Origin of the sequence: Achromobacter xylosoxidans A8 (assembly GCF_000165835.1) — a bacterium.
Classification (GTDB): Bacteria; Pseudomonadota; Gammaproteobacteria; order Burkholderiales; family Burkholderiaceae_B; genus Achromobacter; species Achromobacter xylosoxidans_B.
Map to the genome: position 1 here is coordinate 2,796,217 of NC_014640.1, position 15,353 is coordinate 2,811,569.

At 65.9% G+C, this 15,353-nt stretch carries 15 protein-coding genes; 11 read left to right on the forward strand and 4 right to left on the reverse strand.

All coding sequences use genetic code 11. The features are described 5' to 3' along the window. Positions 1-2 precede the first annotated feature (2 nt). Positions 3-1,304 carry an MFS transporter gene (locus AXYL_RS13000; RefSeq protein WP_013393255.1) on the reverse strand — a complete coding sequence of 434 codons (1,302 nt, stop codon included), beginning with the start codon at positions 1,302-1,304 and terminating at the stop codon, positions 3-5. Between the two features lie 193 nt (positions 1,305-1,497). On the opposite strand from AXYL_RS13000, the gene AXYL_RS13005 reads away from it, so the two are divergent. Both AXYL_RS13005 and speG read left to right on the forward strand, forming a co-directional pair. Further along, a complete protein-coding gene (locus AXYL_RS13005) occupies positions 1,498-2,412 on the forward strand; it encodes a LysR family transcriptional regulator (RefSeq protein ID WP_013393256.1) in 915 nt (304 codons plus the stop codon). A gap of 57 nt (positions 2,413-2,469) precedes the next feature. Then, positions 2,470-3,054 (forward strand): spermidine N1-acetyltransferase, encoded by a 585-nt coding sequence (gene speG / locus AXYL_RS13010; protein ID WP_013393257.1) that lies wholly within the window; start codon positions 2,470-2,472, stop codon positions 3,052-3,054. A 63-nt stretch (positions 3,055-3,117) separates the two neighbouring features. Here the strand turns inward: speG and AXYL_RS13015 are convergent, their stop codons facing one another. After that, positions 3,118-5,205, reverse strand: coding sequence for a heavy metal translocating P-type ATPase (locus AXYL_RS13015; RefSeq protein ID WP_013393258.1), 2,088 nt, complete (start codon positions 5,203-5,205; stop codon positions 3,118-3,120). Between the two features lie 93 nt (positions 5,206-5,298). On the opposite strand from AXYL_RS13015, the gene AXYL_RS35460 reads away from it, so the two are divergent. From AXYL_RS35460 to AXYL_RS13045, 7 genes are all read left to right on the forward strand, one after another. Continuing rightward, positions 5,299-5,571 carry a hypothetical protein gene (locus tag AXYL_RS35460; RefSeq protein WP_013393259.1) on the forward strand — a complete coding sequence of 91 codons (273 nt, stop codon included), beginning with the start codon at positions 5,299-5,301 and terminating at the stop codon, positions 5,569-5,571. 106 nt (positions 5,572-5,677) lie between these two features. Beyond that, positions 5,678-6,112, forward strand: a complete 435-nt coding sequence (gene cadR, locus AXYL_RS13020; protein WP_013393260.1) for a Cd(II)/Pb(II)-responsive transcriptional regulator — start codon at positions 5,678-5,680, stop codon at positions 6,110-6,112. A gap of 196 nt (positions 6,113-6,308) precedes the next feature. Continuing rightward, positions 6,309-7,490: a CaiB/BaiF CoA transferase family protein gene (locus tag AXYL_RS13025; protein WP_013393261.1), complete on the forward strand. Its 1,182-nt coding sequence runs from the start codon at positions 6,309-6,311 to the stop codon at positions 7,488-7,490. An 84-nt stretch (positions 7,491-7,574) separates the two neighbouring features. Beyond that, complete coding sequence (locus AXYL_RS13030) at positions 7,575-8,318, forward strand: FadR/GntR family transcriptional regulator (protein ID WP_013393262.1); 744 nt, start codon at positions 7,575-7,577, stop codon at positions 8,316-8,318. Further along, complete coding sequence (locus tag AXYL_RS13035; RefSeq protein WP_013393263.1) at positions 8,315-9,130, forward strand: enoyl-CoA hydratase; 816 nt, start codon at positions 8,315-8,317, stop codon at positions 9,128-9,130. Before AXYL_RS13030 ends, AXYL_RS13035 begins: the two co-directional genes overlap by 4 nt. 176 nt (positions 9,131-9,306) lie before the next feature. Further along, entirely contained in the window at positions 9,307-10,290 is a 984-nt protein-coding gene (locus tag AXYL_RS13040; protein ID WP_013393264.1) for a Bug family tripartite tricarboxylate transporter substrate binding protein, read from the forward strand. Between the two features lie 86 nt (positions 10,291-10,376). After that, the gene (locus tag AXYL_RS13045; RefSeq protein ID WP_041653427.1) at positions 10,377-10,970 is read left to right on the forward strand and encodes a nitroreductase; all 594 of its coding nucleotides are present in this window, start codon (positions 10,377-10,379) and stop codon (positions 10,968-10,970) included. A 73-nt stretch (positions 10,971-11,043) separates the two neighbouring features. Here AXYL_RS13045 and AXYL_RS34315 read toward each other — a convergent pair. Both AXYL_RS34315 and AXYL_RS13060 read right to left on the reverse strand, forming a co-directional pair. Then, positions 11,044-12,392 (reverse strand): IS3 family transposase gene (locus AXYL_RS34315; RefSeq protein WP_085947818.1). Its coding sequence is split into 2 segments (ribosomal slippage): positions 11,044-11,945 and positions 11,945-12,392, totalling 1,350 coding nucleotides; the frame shifts between segments, so codons are not numbered across the junction. An 81-nt stretch (positions 12,393-12,473) separates the two neighbouring features. Further along, positions 12,474-12,800, reverse strand: coding sequence for a hypothetical protein (locus AXYL_RS13060; protein WP_013393266.1), 327 nt, complete (start codon positions 12,798-12,800; stop codon positions 12,474-12,476). A 273-nt stretch (positions 12,801-13,073) separates the two neighbouring features. Between AXYL_RS13060 and AXYL_RS13065 the strand changes: the two genes are divergently transcribed. Then, positions 13,074-14,306: a 3-methyl-2-oxobutanoate dehydrogenase (2-methylpropanoyl-transferring) subunit alpha gene (locus tag AXYL_RS13065; RefSeq protein WP_013393267.1), complete on the forward strand. Its 1,233-nt coding sequence runs from the start codon at positions 13,074-13,076 to the stop codon at positions 14,304-14,306. Positions 14,307-14,308: 2 nt separating this feature from the next. Continuing rightward, complete coding sequence (locus AXYL_RS13070) at positions 14,309-15,352, forward strand: alpha-ketoacid dehydrogenase subunit beta (RefSeq protein ID WP_013393268.1); 1,044 nt, start codon at positions 14,309-14,311, stop codon at positions 15,350-15,352. Position 15,353 lies beyond the last annotated feature (1 nt).

The following is a 15,353-nucleotide window of genomic DNA, read 5'->3' on the forward strand; positions in this document are numbered from 1 at the left end:
CTTCAGGCGCGGGCGGGCGCGGAACGGGGCGGACGGTTCACCAGCAGCAGCAGGGCGCCTGCCACCAGCAAGGCGGAGATCACGTACAGGCCGCCAGCCAGCGTGCCGGTGGCCTGCTTGGACCAGCCGATGATGGACGGGCTGAGGAAGCCGCCGAGCAGTCCGATGCTGTTGATGAGCGCGATGCCGCCGGCCGCCGCTTCGCCCTTGAGGTACTGCGAAGGAATCGCCCAGAATACCGTGTAAGAGGCCCACATGAAGCCCGTGGCCAGCGTGATGGCCGTCAGGGATAGCGCAAATTGCGTGGGGGCGGCGGTGGCCACGCACAGCGATACGCCGGCCAGCAGAGCGGGAATCAGGGTGTGCCAGCGCCGTTCCTGCATGCGGTCCGAACTGCGCGCGAACCACAGCATGAAGGCGGCCGCGGCGATGTAGGGAATGGCCGAATACAGGCCGATTTCCATGGTGTCCTGCACGCCGGCCAGCTTGAGCAGCGTGGGCAGCCAGAAGCTCACGGCATAGATGCCGCAGATCAGGCAGAAGTACGTCAGGGCCATGCCGTAGATGGCCGGGTCGCGCAGTACCTGCTTGAAGGCGTGCTTCTGCTGTGCGCCGCGGGTTTCCAGGTCAGCGGCCAGCAGCGCCTTTTCCTCGGCGCTGAGCCACTTGGCCTCGGCCGGTTTGTCGTCCAGGTAGCGGTAGGCCACCACGCCCAGCAGCACGCAGGGCAGGCCTTCCAGCAGGAACATCCATTGCCAGCCGTCCAGGCCGTGCGCGCCCGAGAATGCGGTCATGATCCAGGCCGATACCGGGCCGCCGACGATGCCGCCGATGGGGCCGGCCAGCATCACCACCGCCATGACGCCGGCCATGCGCGACTGCGAGTACCAATAGGTCAGGTAGAAGATCATGCCCGGCGCGAAGCCGGCTTCGAACACCCCCAGCATGAAGCGCAGGATGTAGAAGCTCCATTCGCCCTGCACGAACAGCATCGAGGCCGAGGTCAGGCCCCACAGCACCATGATGCGGCTGATCGTGCGGCGCGCGCCGATGCGGGTCAGCAGCAGGTTGCTGGGCACTTCGAACAGGACATAGCCCAGGAAGAAGATGCCGGCGCCCAGGCCGTAGACGGCGTCCGAGATGCCGATGTCCTGCTGCATCTGCAGCTTGGCGAAGCCGATGTTGATGCGGTCCAGGTAGGCAAAGACGTAACAGAGCAGCAAGAAGGGCAGCAGGCGCCACGTGATCTTGCGGTACAGGGGGCCCAGGCGCGGGTCCGCGCCCGGCGTGGTCGGATGGGGCATTGCATGTCTCCTCGCGCGGGTCTGGCGCCCGCGCTGGCTGGGGTTGGGCCGGAATCCTCGTGGTTTCCGGGCCGCCATATTGGAAGACTGCGGCGTTCCGAACAATGACCGGGGTGATAAATTATCGTTGCCCTATGGGCAACACTCGAATCAACTTCAACCGGCGCGCCCCAGCGCCCCAGGAACGCGGGATATGCAGGAAATCAGCCAGGTCCGCCTGAAGTACTTCAACGAGGTCATGGCCTGCGGCTCGATCCGGGGGGCGGCCGACAAGCTGGATACGGCGGCCTCCGTCATCAGCCGGCAGATACAGCTGCTGGAAAAGGAGCTGGGCGTGCAGCTGTTCGAGCGGCGCTCGCGCGGGCTGACGCCCACCGAGGCCGCCGACATGCTGCTGGAGTACCACCGCGGCTGCCGCGCGCAGCAGGAACACCTGAACGCGCGCCTGCAGGAATTGCGCGGCATGCAGCGCGGCAACGTGCAGCTGATGATCAGCGAAGGCTTCATTGACGGCCTGATGGAACATGTGGTCGGGCCGTTCTGCATCGAGTATCCGCAGATCAATATCAGCGTCAACGTGGGATCCGTGAATGAAGTGGTCGAGGCGGTGGCCTCGGATGCGGCCCACATCGGGCTGGCCTACAACCCGCCCGTGGATCCGCGGCTGCGCTGCCGCGCCAGCCGCAAGCATCCAGTCTGCCTGCTGGCGGGCCGCGGCCACGCGCTGGCCGCAAGGCGCGGGCCGCTGACCATCGCCGACATCCTGCCGTACCCGTTCGCGCTGATGTCCGCGCCCTATGGGCTGCGCCAGGCGGTGGACCTGCTGGAATTCACCGAGCGCATCCATCTGACGCCCAGCCTTACCACCAACTCGCTACGCGTGCTGAAGCAGTACGCGATGACGGGGGCGGGCGTGACCTTGATGCCCAACCTGGGCGTGCACCATGAACTGGCCAGCGGCGAACTGGTCGCGATTCCCATCGCGCATCCGATCCTGAGCGCGCCGGAATGCCAGGCGCTGCTGCGCCTGGGGCGGCCGCTGTCGTCCGCCGCCAACGAGGTCATGCGCCGCATAGAACAACGCCTGCCGGCGTTCTCGGGCGGCTGAGTGCCAGCGCGTCGGGCCGCGTCCGCTTACAATGGGCGCACTTTCGGAGGTATCACCATGTCGGTCACAACCGATATCAAAATACGCCCCCTGGAGCGTGGCGACCTGCACTTCGTGCACAAGATCAACAATAACGACGTCATCATGCGTTATTGGTTCGAAGAGCCCTACGAGGCCTACGACGAACTGGTTGCCCTGTATGACCGCCACTTGCACGACCAGAACGAGCGGCGCTTCATCATCGAGCACGACACCGGGCAACCCGCCGGCCTGGTCGAGCTGGTGGAAATCGATTACATCCACCGCCGCGCCGAATTCCAGATCATCATCGCGCCCAGCTATCAGGGCCGGGGCTACGCCAAGGCGGCGACGCGTATCGCGGTGGGCTACGCCTTCCGCGTGCTGAACCTGCACAAGGTCTATCTGGTGGTGGACAAGGACAACACGGCCGCCGTGCATATCTACGAACGCTGCGGCTTCCAGATCGAAGGCCTGTTGAAGGAAGAGTTCTTTTCCAACGGCGGCTACCGCGACGCCTACCGCATGGCGCTGCTGCAGCACGACCATCTGCGCGATGTCGGTCCCGGCGCGCCGGATGCGCCGGTGTTGCGCGACTGGCCGCAGGAAGAACAGGCGGGCTAGAACCCGCCTGCGCCGGCGGCCATGCTCAGCATGTGCCGCCGGGGAGCCAGGCTGCCGCCAGGGTCAATGGGCGGCCGGCGCCGCCCGCAACAGCCGCAGGCCGTTCGCGACCACCAGCAGGCTGGCGCCCACGTCGGCGAACACCGCCATCCACAGCGTGGCGTTGCCGGTCATGGCCAGGGCCAGGAACACGGCCTTGATGCCCAGCGCCAGCACGATGTTCTGCACCAGCACGCGATGCGTGGCGTGGGACAGGCGCAGGAAAGTGCCGATCTTGCGCAGGTCGTCGTCCATCAGGGCCACGTCGGCCGTTTCGATGGCGGTGCCAGTGCCGGCCGCGCCCATGGCGAAGCCGATGTCGGCGCGGGCCAGGGCGGGGGCGTCGTTGATGCCGTCGCCCACCATGCCCACGCGGCCGCCCGACGCCAGCTTGCTTTCGATGGCGGCCAGCTTGTCTTCGGGCAACTGGTCGCCGCGGGCTTCGTCGATGCCGACTTGCTGCGCGATGGCTTGCGCGGTAGGTGTGTTGTCGCCGGTCAGCATCAGCGTGCGCACGCCCAGGGCGTGCAGGTCGGCGATGGCGGCGGTGCTGGTCGGCTTGACCGTGTCGGCCACGGCGGCCACGGCCAGCACGCGGTTGCCGTCGGTCAACGCGATGGCGCTCTTGCCTTGGCGTTCCAGTTCATCCAGACGGGCTTCCAGCTTGGGGCTGGAGACGCCCAGTTCGCGCATCAGGCGGCGGTTGCCCAGCTGGAAGGTGACGCCCTCCAAGGTCGCGCTGACGCCGCGGCCCGGCAGGGCGGTGAAGTCCTGCACGTCCAGCAGGACCGTGCCGGCTTCGCGCGCGGCGTTGGCCACGGCCAGGGACACCGGGTGGTCGGAGCGTGCCGCCAGGCTGGCCGCGACCAGCGTTGCAGGCTGGCGGCTCTGGTCGGACAGGTCCCAATCCTGGATGTCGGTCTGCACCGGCTTGCCGTGGGTCAGCGTGCCGGTCTTGTCCAGCGCCAGCCATTTCAGGTTGCGGCCTTCTTCGAGGTACACGCCGCCCTTGACCAGGATGCCGCGGCGCGAGGCTGCGGTCAGGCCGCTGACGATGCTGACTGGCGTGGAGATGACCAGCGCGCAGGGGCAGGCGATGATCAGCAACGCCAGGGCGCGGTAGATCGCGTCGAACCAGGGCTGGTCCCAGAACAGCGGCGGCAGCACCGCGACCAGCACCGCGATGCCCACCACGGCGGGCGTATAGATGCGCGAGAAGCGGTCGATGAAGCGCTGGGTCGGCGCGCGCGCGCCTTGCGCCTGCTCGACGGCGTGGATGATGCGCGCGAGCGTGGTGTTGCCGGCCGCCGCGGTGACGCGGTATTCGAAGGAGCCGGCCGCGTTGACGGTGGCGGCGTAGACCGGATCATCCTGCGTTTTTTCGACGGGCAGGCTTTCGCCGGTGATGGGCGACTGGTCCACGGCCGAGCTGCCGCTGACGATGATGCCGTCGGCCGCAATGCGTTCGCCCGGGCGTACCCGCACGATGTCGCCTACCTGCAGCCTGGCGGCAGGCACTTCCAGCCATTCGCCATTGGCCTGGCGCAGGGTGGCGGTTTCCGGCGCCAGATCCAGCAGGCCGCGGATCGCGTTGCGCGCCCGGTCCAGGGAGCGGGCTTCGATCAGCTCGGCCACATTGAACAGGAACATCACCATGGCTGCTTCGGGCCATTGGCCGATCAGCACGGCGCCGGTGACGGCGATGCTCATCAGGGCATTGATGTTGAGATTGCCGTTGCGCACGGCAATCCAGCCCTTGCGGTAGGTGGTGATGCCGCAGGCCAGGATGGCGGCCACGGCCAGGGCCGCGGTGACGCCCAGCGGCCAGCCGGCGAAATGCGACAGTTCGGACAGCGCGGCCAGGACACCCGCGCCGCCGATCATCCACCAGTTCACGGGTTTGGCGGCGGGGGCGGGCGTGCCGGGCGCGTTGTCGGCCAGGGGTTCGGGCGTCATGTCCAGCGACTTGATGGCGGCCATGACGCGGTCCAGCGCGCCTTCGGCGTGCACCACCGTCAGCACGCGCTGCATCAGGTTGAAGTCCAGCGCGTGCACGTCGGCCATGTTGTCCAGCTTCTTGCGGATCAGAGTTTCCTCGGTGGGGCAGTCCATCTGGCCGATCCGCAGGCGCGCCAGCGACTGGCCCGGGCCGGCGCTGAGCGCGGCTGCGCCGGCGCTCGAGACGCTGAAGGGCTGGCCGTCGCCATGGCCGCAGCAGGCGTCGCCGCCGTGATCGTGCTTATGGCTGTGGTCATGTTTGTGATCGTGGGCGTGATCATGGCCGGCGCGGTCGTGGCTGTGATCATGGCCCGCGTGGCTGTGATCCGCGTGACCGTGGCCCGTGTGGTCGTGTCCGGCATGTTCATGTCCGGCAGCAGCCCGGGCGTTCCGGGCGGGAGCATCGTGTTCATCGTGCGCGCAGCAGCCGCCGCCGCCTTGGCCGGTGGGCCTATGTTCGTGTTTTTTGACCGGAGGTAAAGACATCGTCCTCTGCCTTGAAATAAGCTGGTGACGCTATTCCACACCTTGGAGTTACTATAGGGTCAACCCCCTATATCAATCGGATGCGATCCGGGAGGCAGCGATGCGTATCGGCGAATTGGCCACGGCGGCCGGAACCACGGTCGAGACCGTCAGGTATTACGAGAAAGAAGGGCTGTTGCCGGCCCCGGAAAGGGGGCTGAACAACTACCGCAGCTATGGCCAGCCGCACCTGGAACGGTTGCGGCTGATCCGCAACTGTCGTGCGCTGGATATGACGCAGGACGAGATCCGCGCCATCCTGTCGCTGGCGGACAACCACCAGAGCGGTTGCGGCCCCATCAATGAACTGTTCGACGAGCACATCTCCCACGTGGATGAGCGCATCGCCGAACTGAGTCAGCTCAAGACCCAGCTCACCGAACTGCGCCAGCGCTGCCTGTCGGCCCGGCCCGATGCGGAAGACTGCGGCATCCTGCATGGCCTGAGTGAAATGCAGGTCGAAGAGCGCCAGGAACGCCACACGCACCTGGGCTGAACGTCGCTTGGGTGGATACGACTGAGGGCGGATACCGGCCCGTGCAAGCAAGACGCTAGGGAAAACCCGCCGCGAAAAACTGCGGCGGTGTCTTGTTGCGCTCAAATTCGACATGTAAGATGTCCAACATCCAACAAATAAAGCCAAGGCAGCCGCGGTCCTCGACCAGCAGCGCCGAACAGAGAGGCAGACAAGCATGGACTCCAAGCCCTTGGGCCGATTCACCGTCCTGGACCTGACGCGGGTGCGCTCGGGTCCCGCCGCCGTGCGCCAGTTCGCGGACTGGGGCGCCACCGTCATCAAGATCGAGGAGCCAAGCGACGAGCAGGACGACAAGCCGGGCGGCTCGGCCCAGTTCGCGGACTACCAGAACACCCACCGCAACAAGCGCAGCGTCACGCTGAACCTGAAGCATCCGCAGGGCCGGGCGCTGTTCCTGGACCTGGTGCGCCAGGCCGACGTGGTGGTGGAAAACTACCGGCCCAACGTCAAGTTCAAGCTGGGCATCGATTACGAGACGCTGCGTCAGGTGAATCCGCGCATCGTCTACGCCAGCGTCTCCGGCTTCGGCCAGGACGGCCCTTATGCCGGACGGCCGGGACTGGACCAGATCGCGCAGGGCATAGGCGGCTTGATGTCGGTAACCGGCGAGCCCGGCCGCGGCCCCATGCGGGCCGGGATTCCGGTGGCGGACCTGACCTCCGGCCTGTTCTGCGCCATCGGCATCTTCATCGCGCTGCTGGAGCGCGAGGTCTCGGGGCAGGGGCAGTGGGTGCAGACCTCGCTGCTGCAATCCCAAGTCTGGATGATGGATTTCCAGGCGATGCGCTGGCTGATGAACGGCGAGGTGCCGGGTCAGAGCGGCAACGACCATCCCACCAGCAGCCCGACCGGCGTGTTCCCCACCAGCGACGGCTATATGAATATCGCGGCCATGGGCAACGACATCTACGCGCGGCTGTGCCGCGTGCTGGAACTGCCGGAACTGATCGAGGACGAGCGTTTCCTGACCGTGCCGCTGCGGGCGCGCAACCGCCCGGCGCTGAACGCGGCCATCGGCGCGCGCACCAGCACCCGGCGCACCGCCGAGTGGATTGCACTGATGAACAAGGAGGGCGTGCCTTGCGGCCCGATCCTGGGCATGGACCAGACCTTCCAGGATCCGCAGGTGCAGCACCTGGGGCTGAGCCGCGAGATCCGGCATCCCTCATTGGGACCGATTTCGGTGGTGGGGCAGCCCATGATCCTGAGCCGTTCGGCGCCCGGAGAGATGGCGCCCGCGCCGGAACGCGGCCAGCACAACGGCGACGTCTATGGCGGCATGTTGGGCCTGGCGCAGGCCGACTTGCAGCAATTGGCCCGCGAGGGCGTCATCTGAGGGCCGCAGGCCCAGGCTCCAAGCCATAATATCGCCGCCAAGGCCGCCCGCGTATCCGGCGGCCCAGACGGAGACAGCCCAGACATGAATGCCCAACCCACCACCGCCGACCAGGTCTTTACCAGCCTGGGACGCCCCGATAATCTGCCGGACGAGATCGCCTCGCAGATCCGCCAGAAGATCGTGGCGCGCGAATTCGAGCCAGGCCAGCGCCTGCCCACGGAATTCGAGCTGGCGCAGATGTTCGCCGTCAGCCGCAACGTGGTGCGCGAGGCGATCGCGCGGCTGAAGCTGTCGGGCTATGTCGATACGCGGCGCGGCGTGGGTTCCTTCGTGGCGCAGGACGTGGGCACGCGCAACTTCGAGATCGCGCCCGAAGATCTGCTCCAGCCCGAGCCGCTGGCGCACATCTTCCAGCTGCGCGTGGAACTGGAGTCTGGCGCGGCGGCGCAGGCGGCCTTGCATCGCACCCCCGAACAGATCGAAACCCTGCGCCAGGCCCTGCAACGGGTCGACGCGGCAGGCAACGATTGGCAGGCCGGCGCCGACCATGCGCTGGACTTCCACATGGCCGTGGGCGAGGCCACCAACAACCCTTACTTCGTGCGCCTGCTGGCGCACCTGCGCCACGTGTTCCGCGGCGCCGTGCGCACGCTGCGCTACACCAGCGCCGGCACCGAGCGCGTGCCGGAAATCGAACGCGAACACCACCGCATCTTCGACGCCATCGTGGCTGGCGACAGCGAGGCCGCGCGCCTTGCCATGCGCGCCCACCTGACCAATGGCATCCAACGGCACCAGACCGTCATACAAGGAAAGCAACCGTGAATATCCAACGCATCCTGCAGGGCGACATCACCGACAACATCGTGGCCGAGAAGCGCGGCGCGATAGGTTGGCTGACCTTCAACGATCCGCAGCGGCACAACGCCGTATCGTTCGCCATGTGGGAGGCCGTGCCCGTGGTGCTGGAAGCCTTCCGCCAGGACCCGGAGATCCGGGCGGTGGTGCTGCAGGGGGCGGGCGGCAAGGCCTTTGTCAGCGGCGCGAACATCTCGCAGTTCGATACGTTGCGCAGCGGCGAAGACGCGGTGGTCGAATACGAGCGCGTCGCCGAAACCGCGCAACTGGCGCTGTATGACTATGACAAACCCACGATTGCCTACATCCAGGGCTATTGCATCGGCGGCGGCCTGAACATCGCCCTGTGCTGCGACATCCGCATCGCTTCCGACAACAGCAGTTTCGCGATCCCCGCCGGCAAGCTGGGCCTGGGCTACCGCCTGACCGCGATCCGCAATTTGGTGACCGCGGTCGGCCCGGCCAATGCGCTGGAGATATTCCTGACCGCCGCGCGCTACGACGCCCATCAGGCCAAGGAACTGGGCCTGATCCGCAAGGTGGCGCCGGTGGAAGAATTACCGCAGGTGCTGGAGACCATGCTGGTCCAGATCCAGGCCAACGCGCCGCTGACGCTGCGCGCCGGCAAGAAGATGATCCGCCAGCTCCAGCAACTGGGGCCGAAGGTCGATGTGGAAGGCATGCGCCGGCTGGTGCTGGCGTGTTTCGAAAGCAATGACTACCGCGAAGGCCGCAAGGCGTTCGCGGAAAAGAGAGCGCCGGTGTTCACCGGCACCTGATTTCCGGCCGCGGGCCGGATTCCCTACGCGGCTTGCAGGTCCGCGCCGTTGCCGGCGCGGCCGGGGGAGGCTTGCGTCCGGAATCCGCGCGCGGACCGGATCAACCCGGCCACCGATCCCATCGGGGACGGCCAGGCCATAGACCGCGCAACAAGCGCGGCGACGAGGAGACAGACATGAAAGCGGTTCATCTGAGGGCAGGCCTGGCGGGCCTGGCAGTGTGGCTGTGCGCGGCGCCGCTGCATGCGCAGGGGGCCTATCCCAGTCAGCCGGTGCGCATCGTGGTGGGTTACGCCGCCGGCGGCACCACGGACATCCTGGCGCGCGCGCTGGGCGAGCAGTTGAGCAAGGAGCTCAAACAGCCCGTCATCATCGAGAACAAGGCCGGCGCCGCCGGCAACATCGCCGCGGCCTCCGTGCAGCAGGCCGCGCCCGACGGCTACACCCTGTTCATGGCCACCGTGTCCAGCCACGGCATCAACCCGGTCGTGTACAAGAAGTCGCTGGGCTACGACCCGGTGGGCGGCTTCACGCCGGTCAGCATGATTGCCTCGATCCCGCTGGTACTGGTCGCCAATCCCAAGCTGCCGGTGGCGTCGGTGGCCGACCTGGTCAAGCTGGCGCGCGAGAAGCCGGGCGACCTGAACTATTCCTCCAGCGGCAACGGCTCGCCGGTGCACGTGGCCGGGGCCATGTTCGCCTCGGAGGCCAAGGTGCAGATCCAGCACGTGCCGTACCGCGGCGGATCGTTGGCCAATTCCTCGGTCATGAGCGGTGAAACCCAGTTCAGCTTCGCCACCTTGCCGGCGGCCTTGCCGCAGGTCCGCGCCGGCGCGCTGCGCGCCTTGGCCGTGACCACGCGCGACCGTTCGGCGGAACTGCCCGACGTGCCCACGGTGGCCGAGGACCCCATGTTCAAGGGCTACGAGATCAACACCTGGAATGCGCTGATGGCGCCCAAGGGCACGCCGGACGCCGTGGTCGCAGTGCTGAACCAGGCGGTGGCGCGTTCGCTGGCCGTGCCGGCCTTGCAGACCCGCTTCAAGGGCGAGGGCGCGACGCCCGGCGCCAGCAGCCCGGCCGAGTTGGGCCAGTTCGTCAACGCGGAGCTGGCGCGCTGGGCAAGCGTCATCAAGGAAGTCGGCATCCAGATCGAATGACCTCTGGCGGTCCGGGGGGATGACGGTCCGCGGCAGCGGAGTGGCGTAATATGAATTGTGTTTCTTTCTCATTGACGCCAGATCCGATGACCACAACCCAGACCGCCACCCCGCTGCACGCCCTGAATACGCGCCGTTCCTTCAAGTTCCTCCGCGCCCCGGCGCCCAAGCCCGAGGAACTTGAACAGATCCTGCAGGCGGCCATGTCGGCGCCCGACCATGGCGCCCTGCGTCCCTGGCGCTTCGTGGTGATCCAGGGCGAGGCCATCGGCAAGCTGGCCGATCTGGCGCTGGACGCCGTCAAGCGCAGCGGCGATCCGCGCATGACGCCGGAAAAGGAAAAGTCCGTGCGCGAGTGGATGGCCGGCGTGCCCCTGTTCGTGGCGGTGGCGCAGAAGATCGCGCACGACAACACCAAGATCCCGGAACAGGAACAGCTGCTGGCCACCGGCGCCGCCACCATGAACCTGCTGAACGCCGTGCACATGCTGGGCTACGGCGCGTTCTGGAGCACCGGCATCGGCACCTACGTGGAAGACGTGCAGAACGCGCTGGGCCTGGACGCGCTGGACTACCGTTTCCTGGGCTTTTTGGCGATAGGCACGCCGGCTTGCGCCGTGCCGCCCGCCAACCGCCCGGACTACCGCGAGTTCGTCACGGAGTGGACCGGTCCCGTTTGAGGCCGCGGGCCTCACTGCTCCATACGAAAAACCGGCCATATGAACTGACCCCCAGAAGTTGGATGATCAGAAGCTAAAGCCCGAAGGCCTGAGCTCGGTACTGCACCGGACTCAGGCCTTTTAGCTTGAGTTTGATGCGTTCGTGATTGTAATAACGGATGTACTGGCGGATGCCCGCCTGTAACTGCGCGACGTTTTCGAAGCGATTCAGGTGGAAGAATTCGGACTTCAACGTGCCAAAGAAGCTCTCCATGGCGGCGTTGTCCAGACAATTTCCCCTGCGCGACATGCTTTGGGTAAGCGACCGATCTGCCAGCATGCGGCGGTATTGGGGATGTTGATACTGCCAGCCCTGGTCTGAGTGCAGGATGGGGCTGTCGGTGGGCTTGAGCCGCGCCAGCGCTTTCTTCACCATGGTGCCAATAAGCTTGAACACTGGCCGTTGGCTGGTCTCATAGGCCACGATCTCACCGTTATACAGGTCCATGACCGGCGACAGATACAGCTTTTCGCCTCGTACCTTGAACTCGGTCACATCGGTAACCCACTTTTGGTTCGGCCGCTCAGCAACGAAGTCGCGCGCCAGCACGTTGGCCGCCACGTGATGCGACTGGCCTCGGTAAGAGCGGTACTTTTTGACTCGCACCAACGACTTCAGGCCCAGCCTCTGCATCAGCTTCTGTACCGTTTTGTGATTCACTAATTCCCCCGCCTGGCGTAACGCGGCCGTGATCCGGCGATAGCCGTAGCGGCCCTTGTGGCGTGCATAGACCGCACTGATGCGTGCCTTCAAATCAGCGTACTGATCGGCAGCGCCCTGCGCCTTCAGGTGATAGTAGAACGTGCTGCGCGACAGTTTGGCTGCGCGCAGCAACCGTTCCAGCGGATGCTTATGCCTCAATTCTTGGACCACTTGCGCTTTGCAACGAGCGCTTGGGTCTTTTCCGCTTCGATCAAGGCATCGAGCTTTTTTAGGTAGTCCAGCTCCGCTCGCAGGTTCGCGACCTCTTCGCGTAGCTCCTCCTCGGTCATGTCTTTGGGCACTGGCTCGGGGGGATACTTATGTGGCATGGCGCGTTGTCCTCTCGGCTGGGGCTCCAACGCCCCAATACCATGCTTATGATACTGAGCGCGCCATTGGCCTATCGAACCCGCTGACCGAATATCGTAGAGCGCGACCACCTCTCGGTCTGACAGCCCCTCCCGCTCGGCGTGCTTCAACACCCTCAGCTTGAACTGCGCGTCATAGTGACCGGACTTCTTGGCCAAGGCCGCGCGCCCATGGATCTGAAAACCCGACACCCAACGCCGCAGCATCGAGTAGTCGACCTGCAGTTCAGCAGCAATCAACTCAATACTGTGTTGCCCTGATAAACATTTCTTGACCGCGCGCAGCTTAAAGCGCTCGTCGTACTTCGTCATGTAAAAACCCCCGAAGGTTGGATCTACGTCCAACTTTCGGGGGTCAGTTCAATAGGCCGGTTTTTTTCATGAGGCGCTTGTCTAGCGCCGGCCCGCGATCGGCCGGAACGCCGCGCGCACGAGCTGCTCCAGGCCCCAGCCTGCGAAGTAGAAGAGGGCCAGCGTCGGCAGCCCGATCAGCAGGTAGCCGCCGACCCAGGACAGGTCGCCCAGCAGGCGGTCCAGGTTCAATTCATGCAGCAGCGCCAGTTGCAGCGCCAGCGGCAATTGCAGCAAGACGAATCGTCCTTTGTCGTCACCGTCGGCCGAGAGCGCGGCGGCGATGCAGAGGATGACGATGGCGAGGTAAAGCGCGGCGAACACGATGCCGGTCCAGCTGAACCATTTCGAGGCGGTCGATCGGGGCACGTCGGTTTCCAGCGTATCAGGGACAGGCAGTATATGACGCCGCCTGCTGCCGCTGCCGCGATCCCCGCACGCGCCACGCGACCCTCGGCCACCGCCGATAGCGAGGCCCGCCGCGGCCCCTGTCTCGGGGCCGCGCCCTGTGCTACTCTGGCTCCCGGCCTTGCATGTTCATCCCTTTGCACGGGCCGACGATGGCAATGTCCGAGGTCACCCCCTTGGGCAGTGTCTTGGTAAGAAGAATGCGCATGACACGATCAAGCGTGGAGACAATACATGAGCCAATATGGGCCGTTGAAGTTGCACGTCCCGGAGCCTACCGGCCGCCCGGGTTGCAAGACCGACTTTTCCTATCTGCACCTGTCGCCGCCCGGCGATGTGCCCAAACCCCCCATTGATGTTGCCGCGGTCGATACCGGCGGACTGGCCTACAGCCTGGTCCGGGTGATCGCCGACGACGGCAGCGCGGTCGGGCCCTGGGCGCCGGAACTGAGCCACGAGCAGCTGCGCGCCGGCATGCGCAACATGCTGAAGACGCGCCTCTTCGATGCGCGCATGCTGACCGCCCAGCGCAAGAAGAAGATCTCCTTCTACATGCAGAGCCTGGGCGAAGAAGCCATCGGCACCGCCCACGCCATGGCGCTGGAACAGGGCGACATGTGCTTTCCGACCTACCGCCAGCAAAGCATCCTGCTGGCGCGCGACGTCTCGCTGGTCACCATGATGTGCCAGCTGATGTCCAACGAACGCGATCCGCTCAAGGGCCGCCAGCTGCCGGTCATGTACTCCGATCGTGAACGCGGCTTCTTCAGCATCTCGGGCAACCTGGCCACGCAGTTCATCCAGGCGGTGGGCTGGGGCATGGCCTCGGCCATCAAGGGCGACACCCGCATCGCCTCCGGCTGGATCGGCGACGGCGCCACCGCCGAGGCCGACTTCCATACCGCGCTGACCTTCGCGCACGTCTACCGCGCCCCGGTCATCCTCAACGTGGTCAACAACCAGTGGGCCATCTCCACCTTTCAGGCGATTGCCGGCGGCGAAGGCGCGACCTTCGCGGGCCGCGGCGTGGGCTGCGGCATCGCGTCGCTGCGGGTGGACGGCAATGATTTCCTGGCGGTCTATTCCGCCTCGAGCTGGGCCGCCGAACGCGCCCGCCGCAACCTGGGGCCGACCCTGATCGAATGGGTCACCTACCGCGCCGGCCCGCACTCGACCTCCGACGATCCCTCCAAGTACCGTCCCGGCGACGACTGGAGCCACTTCCCGCTGGGCGATCCGATCGCGCGCTTCAAGAAGCACCTGATCCTGCTGGGCATCTGGTCCGACGAGGAGCATGAAGCCGTCAAGGCCGAGCTCGACGCCGAGATCCTGGCGGCGCAGAAGGAAGCGGAAAGCTACGGCACCCTGGTGGACGGTCACGTCCCCAGCGCCGCCAGCATCTTTGAAGACGTCTACAAGGACATGCCGGAGCATCTGCGCCGGCAGCGTCAGCAGCTCGGAGTCTGATCATGGCTATCGATAACAACGCTGGTCCGGCCTCTGCGCCGATGACCATGATCCAGGCTTTGCGCTCGGCCATGGATGTGATGCTGGAGCGCGACAACAATGTCGTGGTGTTCGGCCAGGACGTGGGCTATTTCGGCGGCGTGTTCCGCTGCACGGAAGGCCTGCAGACCAAGTACGGCAGCTCGCGCGTGTTTGACACGCCCATCTCCGAAGGCGGCATCGTCGGCGTGGCGGTGGGCATGGGCGCCTACGGCCTGCGTCCGGTCTGCGAGATCCAGTTCGCCGACTATTTCTATCCGGCTTCGGACCAGATCGTGTCCGAGGCTGCGCGCCTGCGCTACCGCTCGGTCAACGAATTCGTCGCGCCCATGACCATCCGCATGCCTTGCGGCGGTGGCATTTACGGCGGACAGACGCACAGCCAGAGCCCCGAGGCCATGTTCACGCAGGTCTGCGGGCTGCGCACGGTGATGCCGTCCAATCCCTATGACGCCAAGGGCCTGCTGATCGCGGCCATCGAGAACGACGATCCGGTCATCTTCCTGGAGCCCAAGCGGCTCTACAACGGTCCGTTCGACGGCCACCACGACCGGCCCGTCACGCCCTGGACCGGACGTCCGGGCAGTGTGGTGCCTACCGGCTACTACACCGTGCCGCTGGACACGGCCGCCATCGTGCGGCCCGGCAACGCGCTGACCGTGCTGACCTACGGCACCACCGTGCACGTGTCGCTGACGGCCGCCGAGGAAACCGGCATCGACGCCGAGGTCATCGACCTGCGCAGCCTGTGGCCGCTGGACCTGGACGCCATCGTCAACTCGGTCAAGAAGACCGGCCGTTGCGTGGTGGTGCACGAGGCCACGCGCACCTGCGGCTTCGGCGCCGAGCTGATTGCGCTGGTGCAGGAACACTGCTTCCATCATCTGGAGGCGCCCGTGGAGCGCGTGACCGGCTGGGATACGCCGTATCCCCACGCGCAGGAATGGGCGTACTTCCCCGGCCCGCGCCGGGTTGGCGAAGCGTTCAAGCGCGCGATGGAGGGTTGAG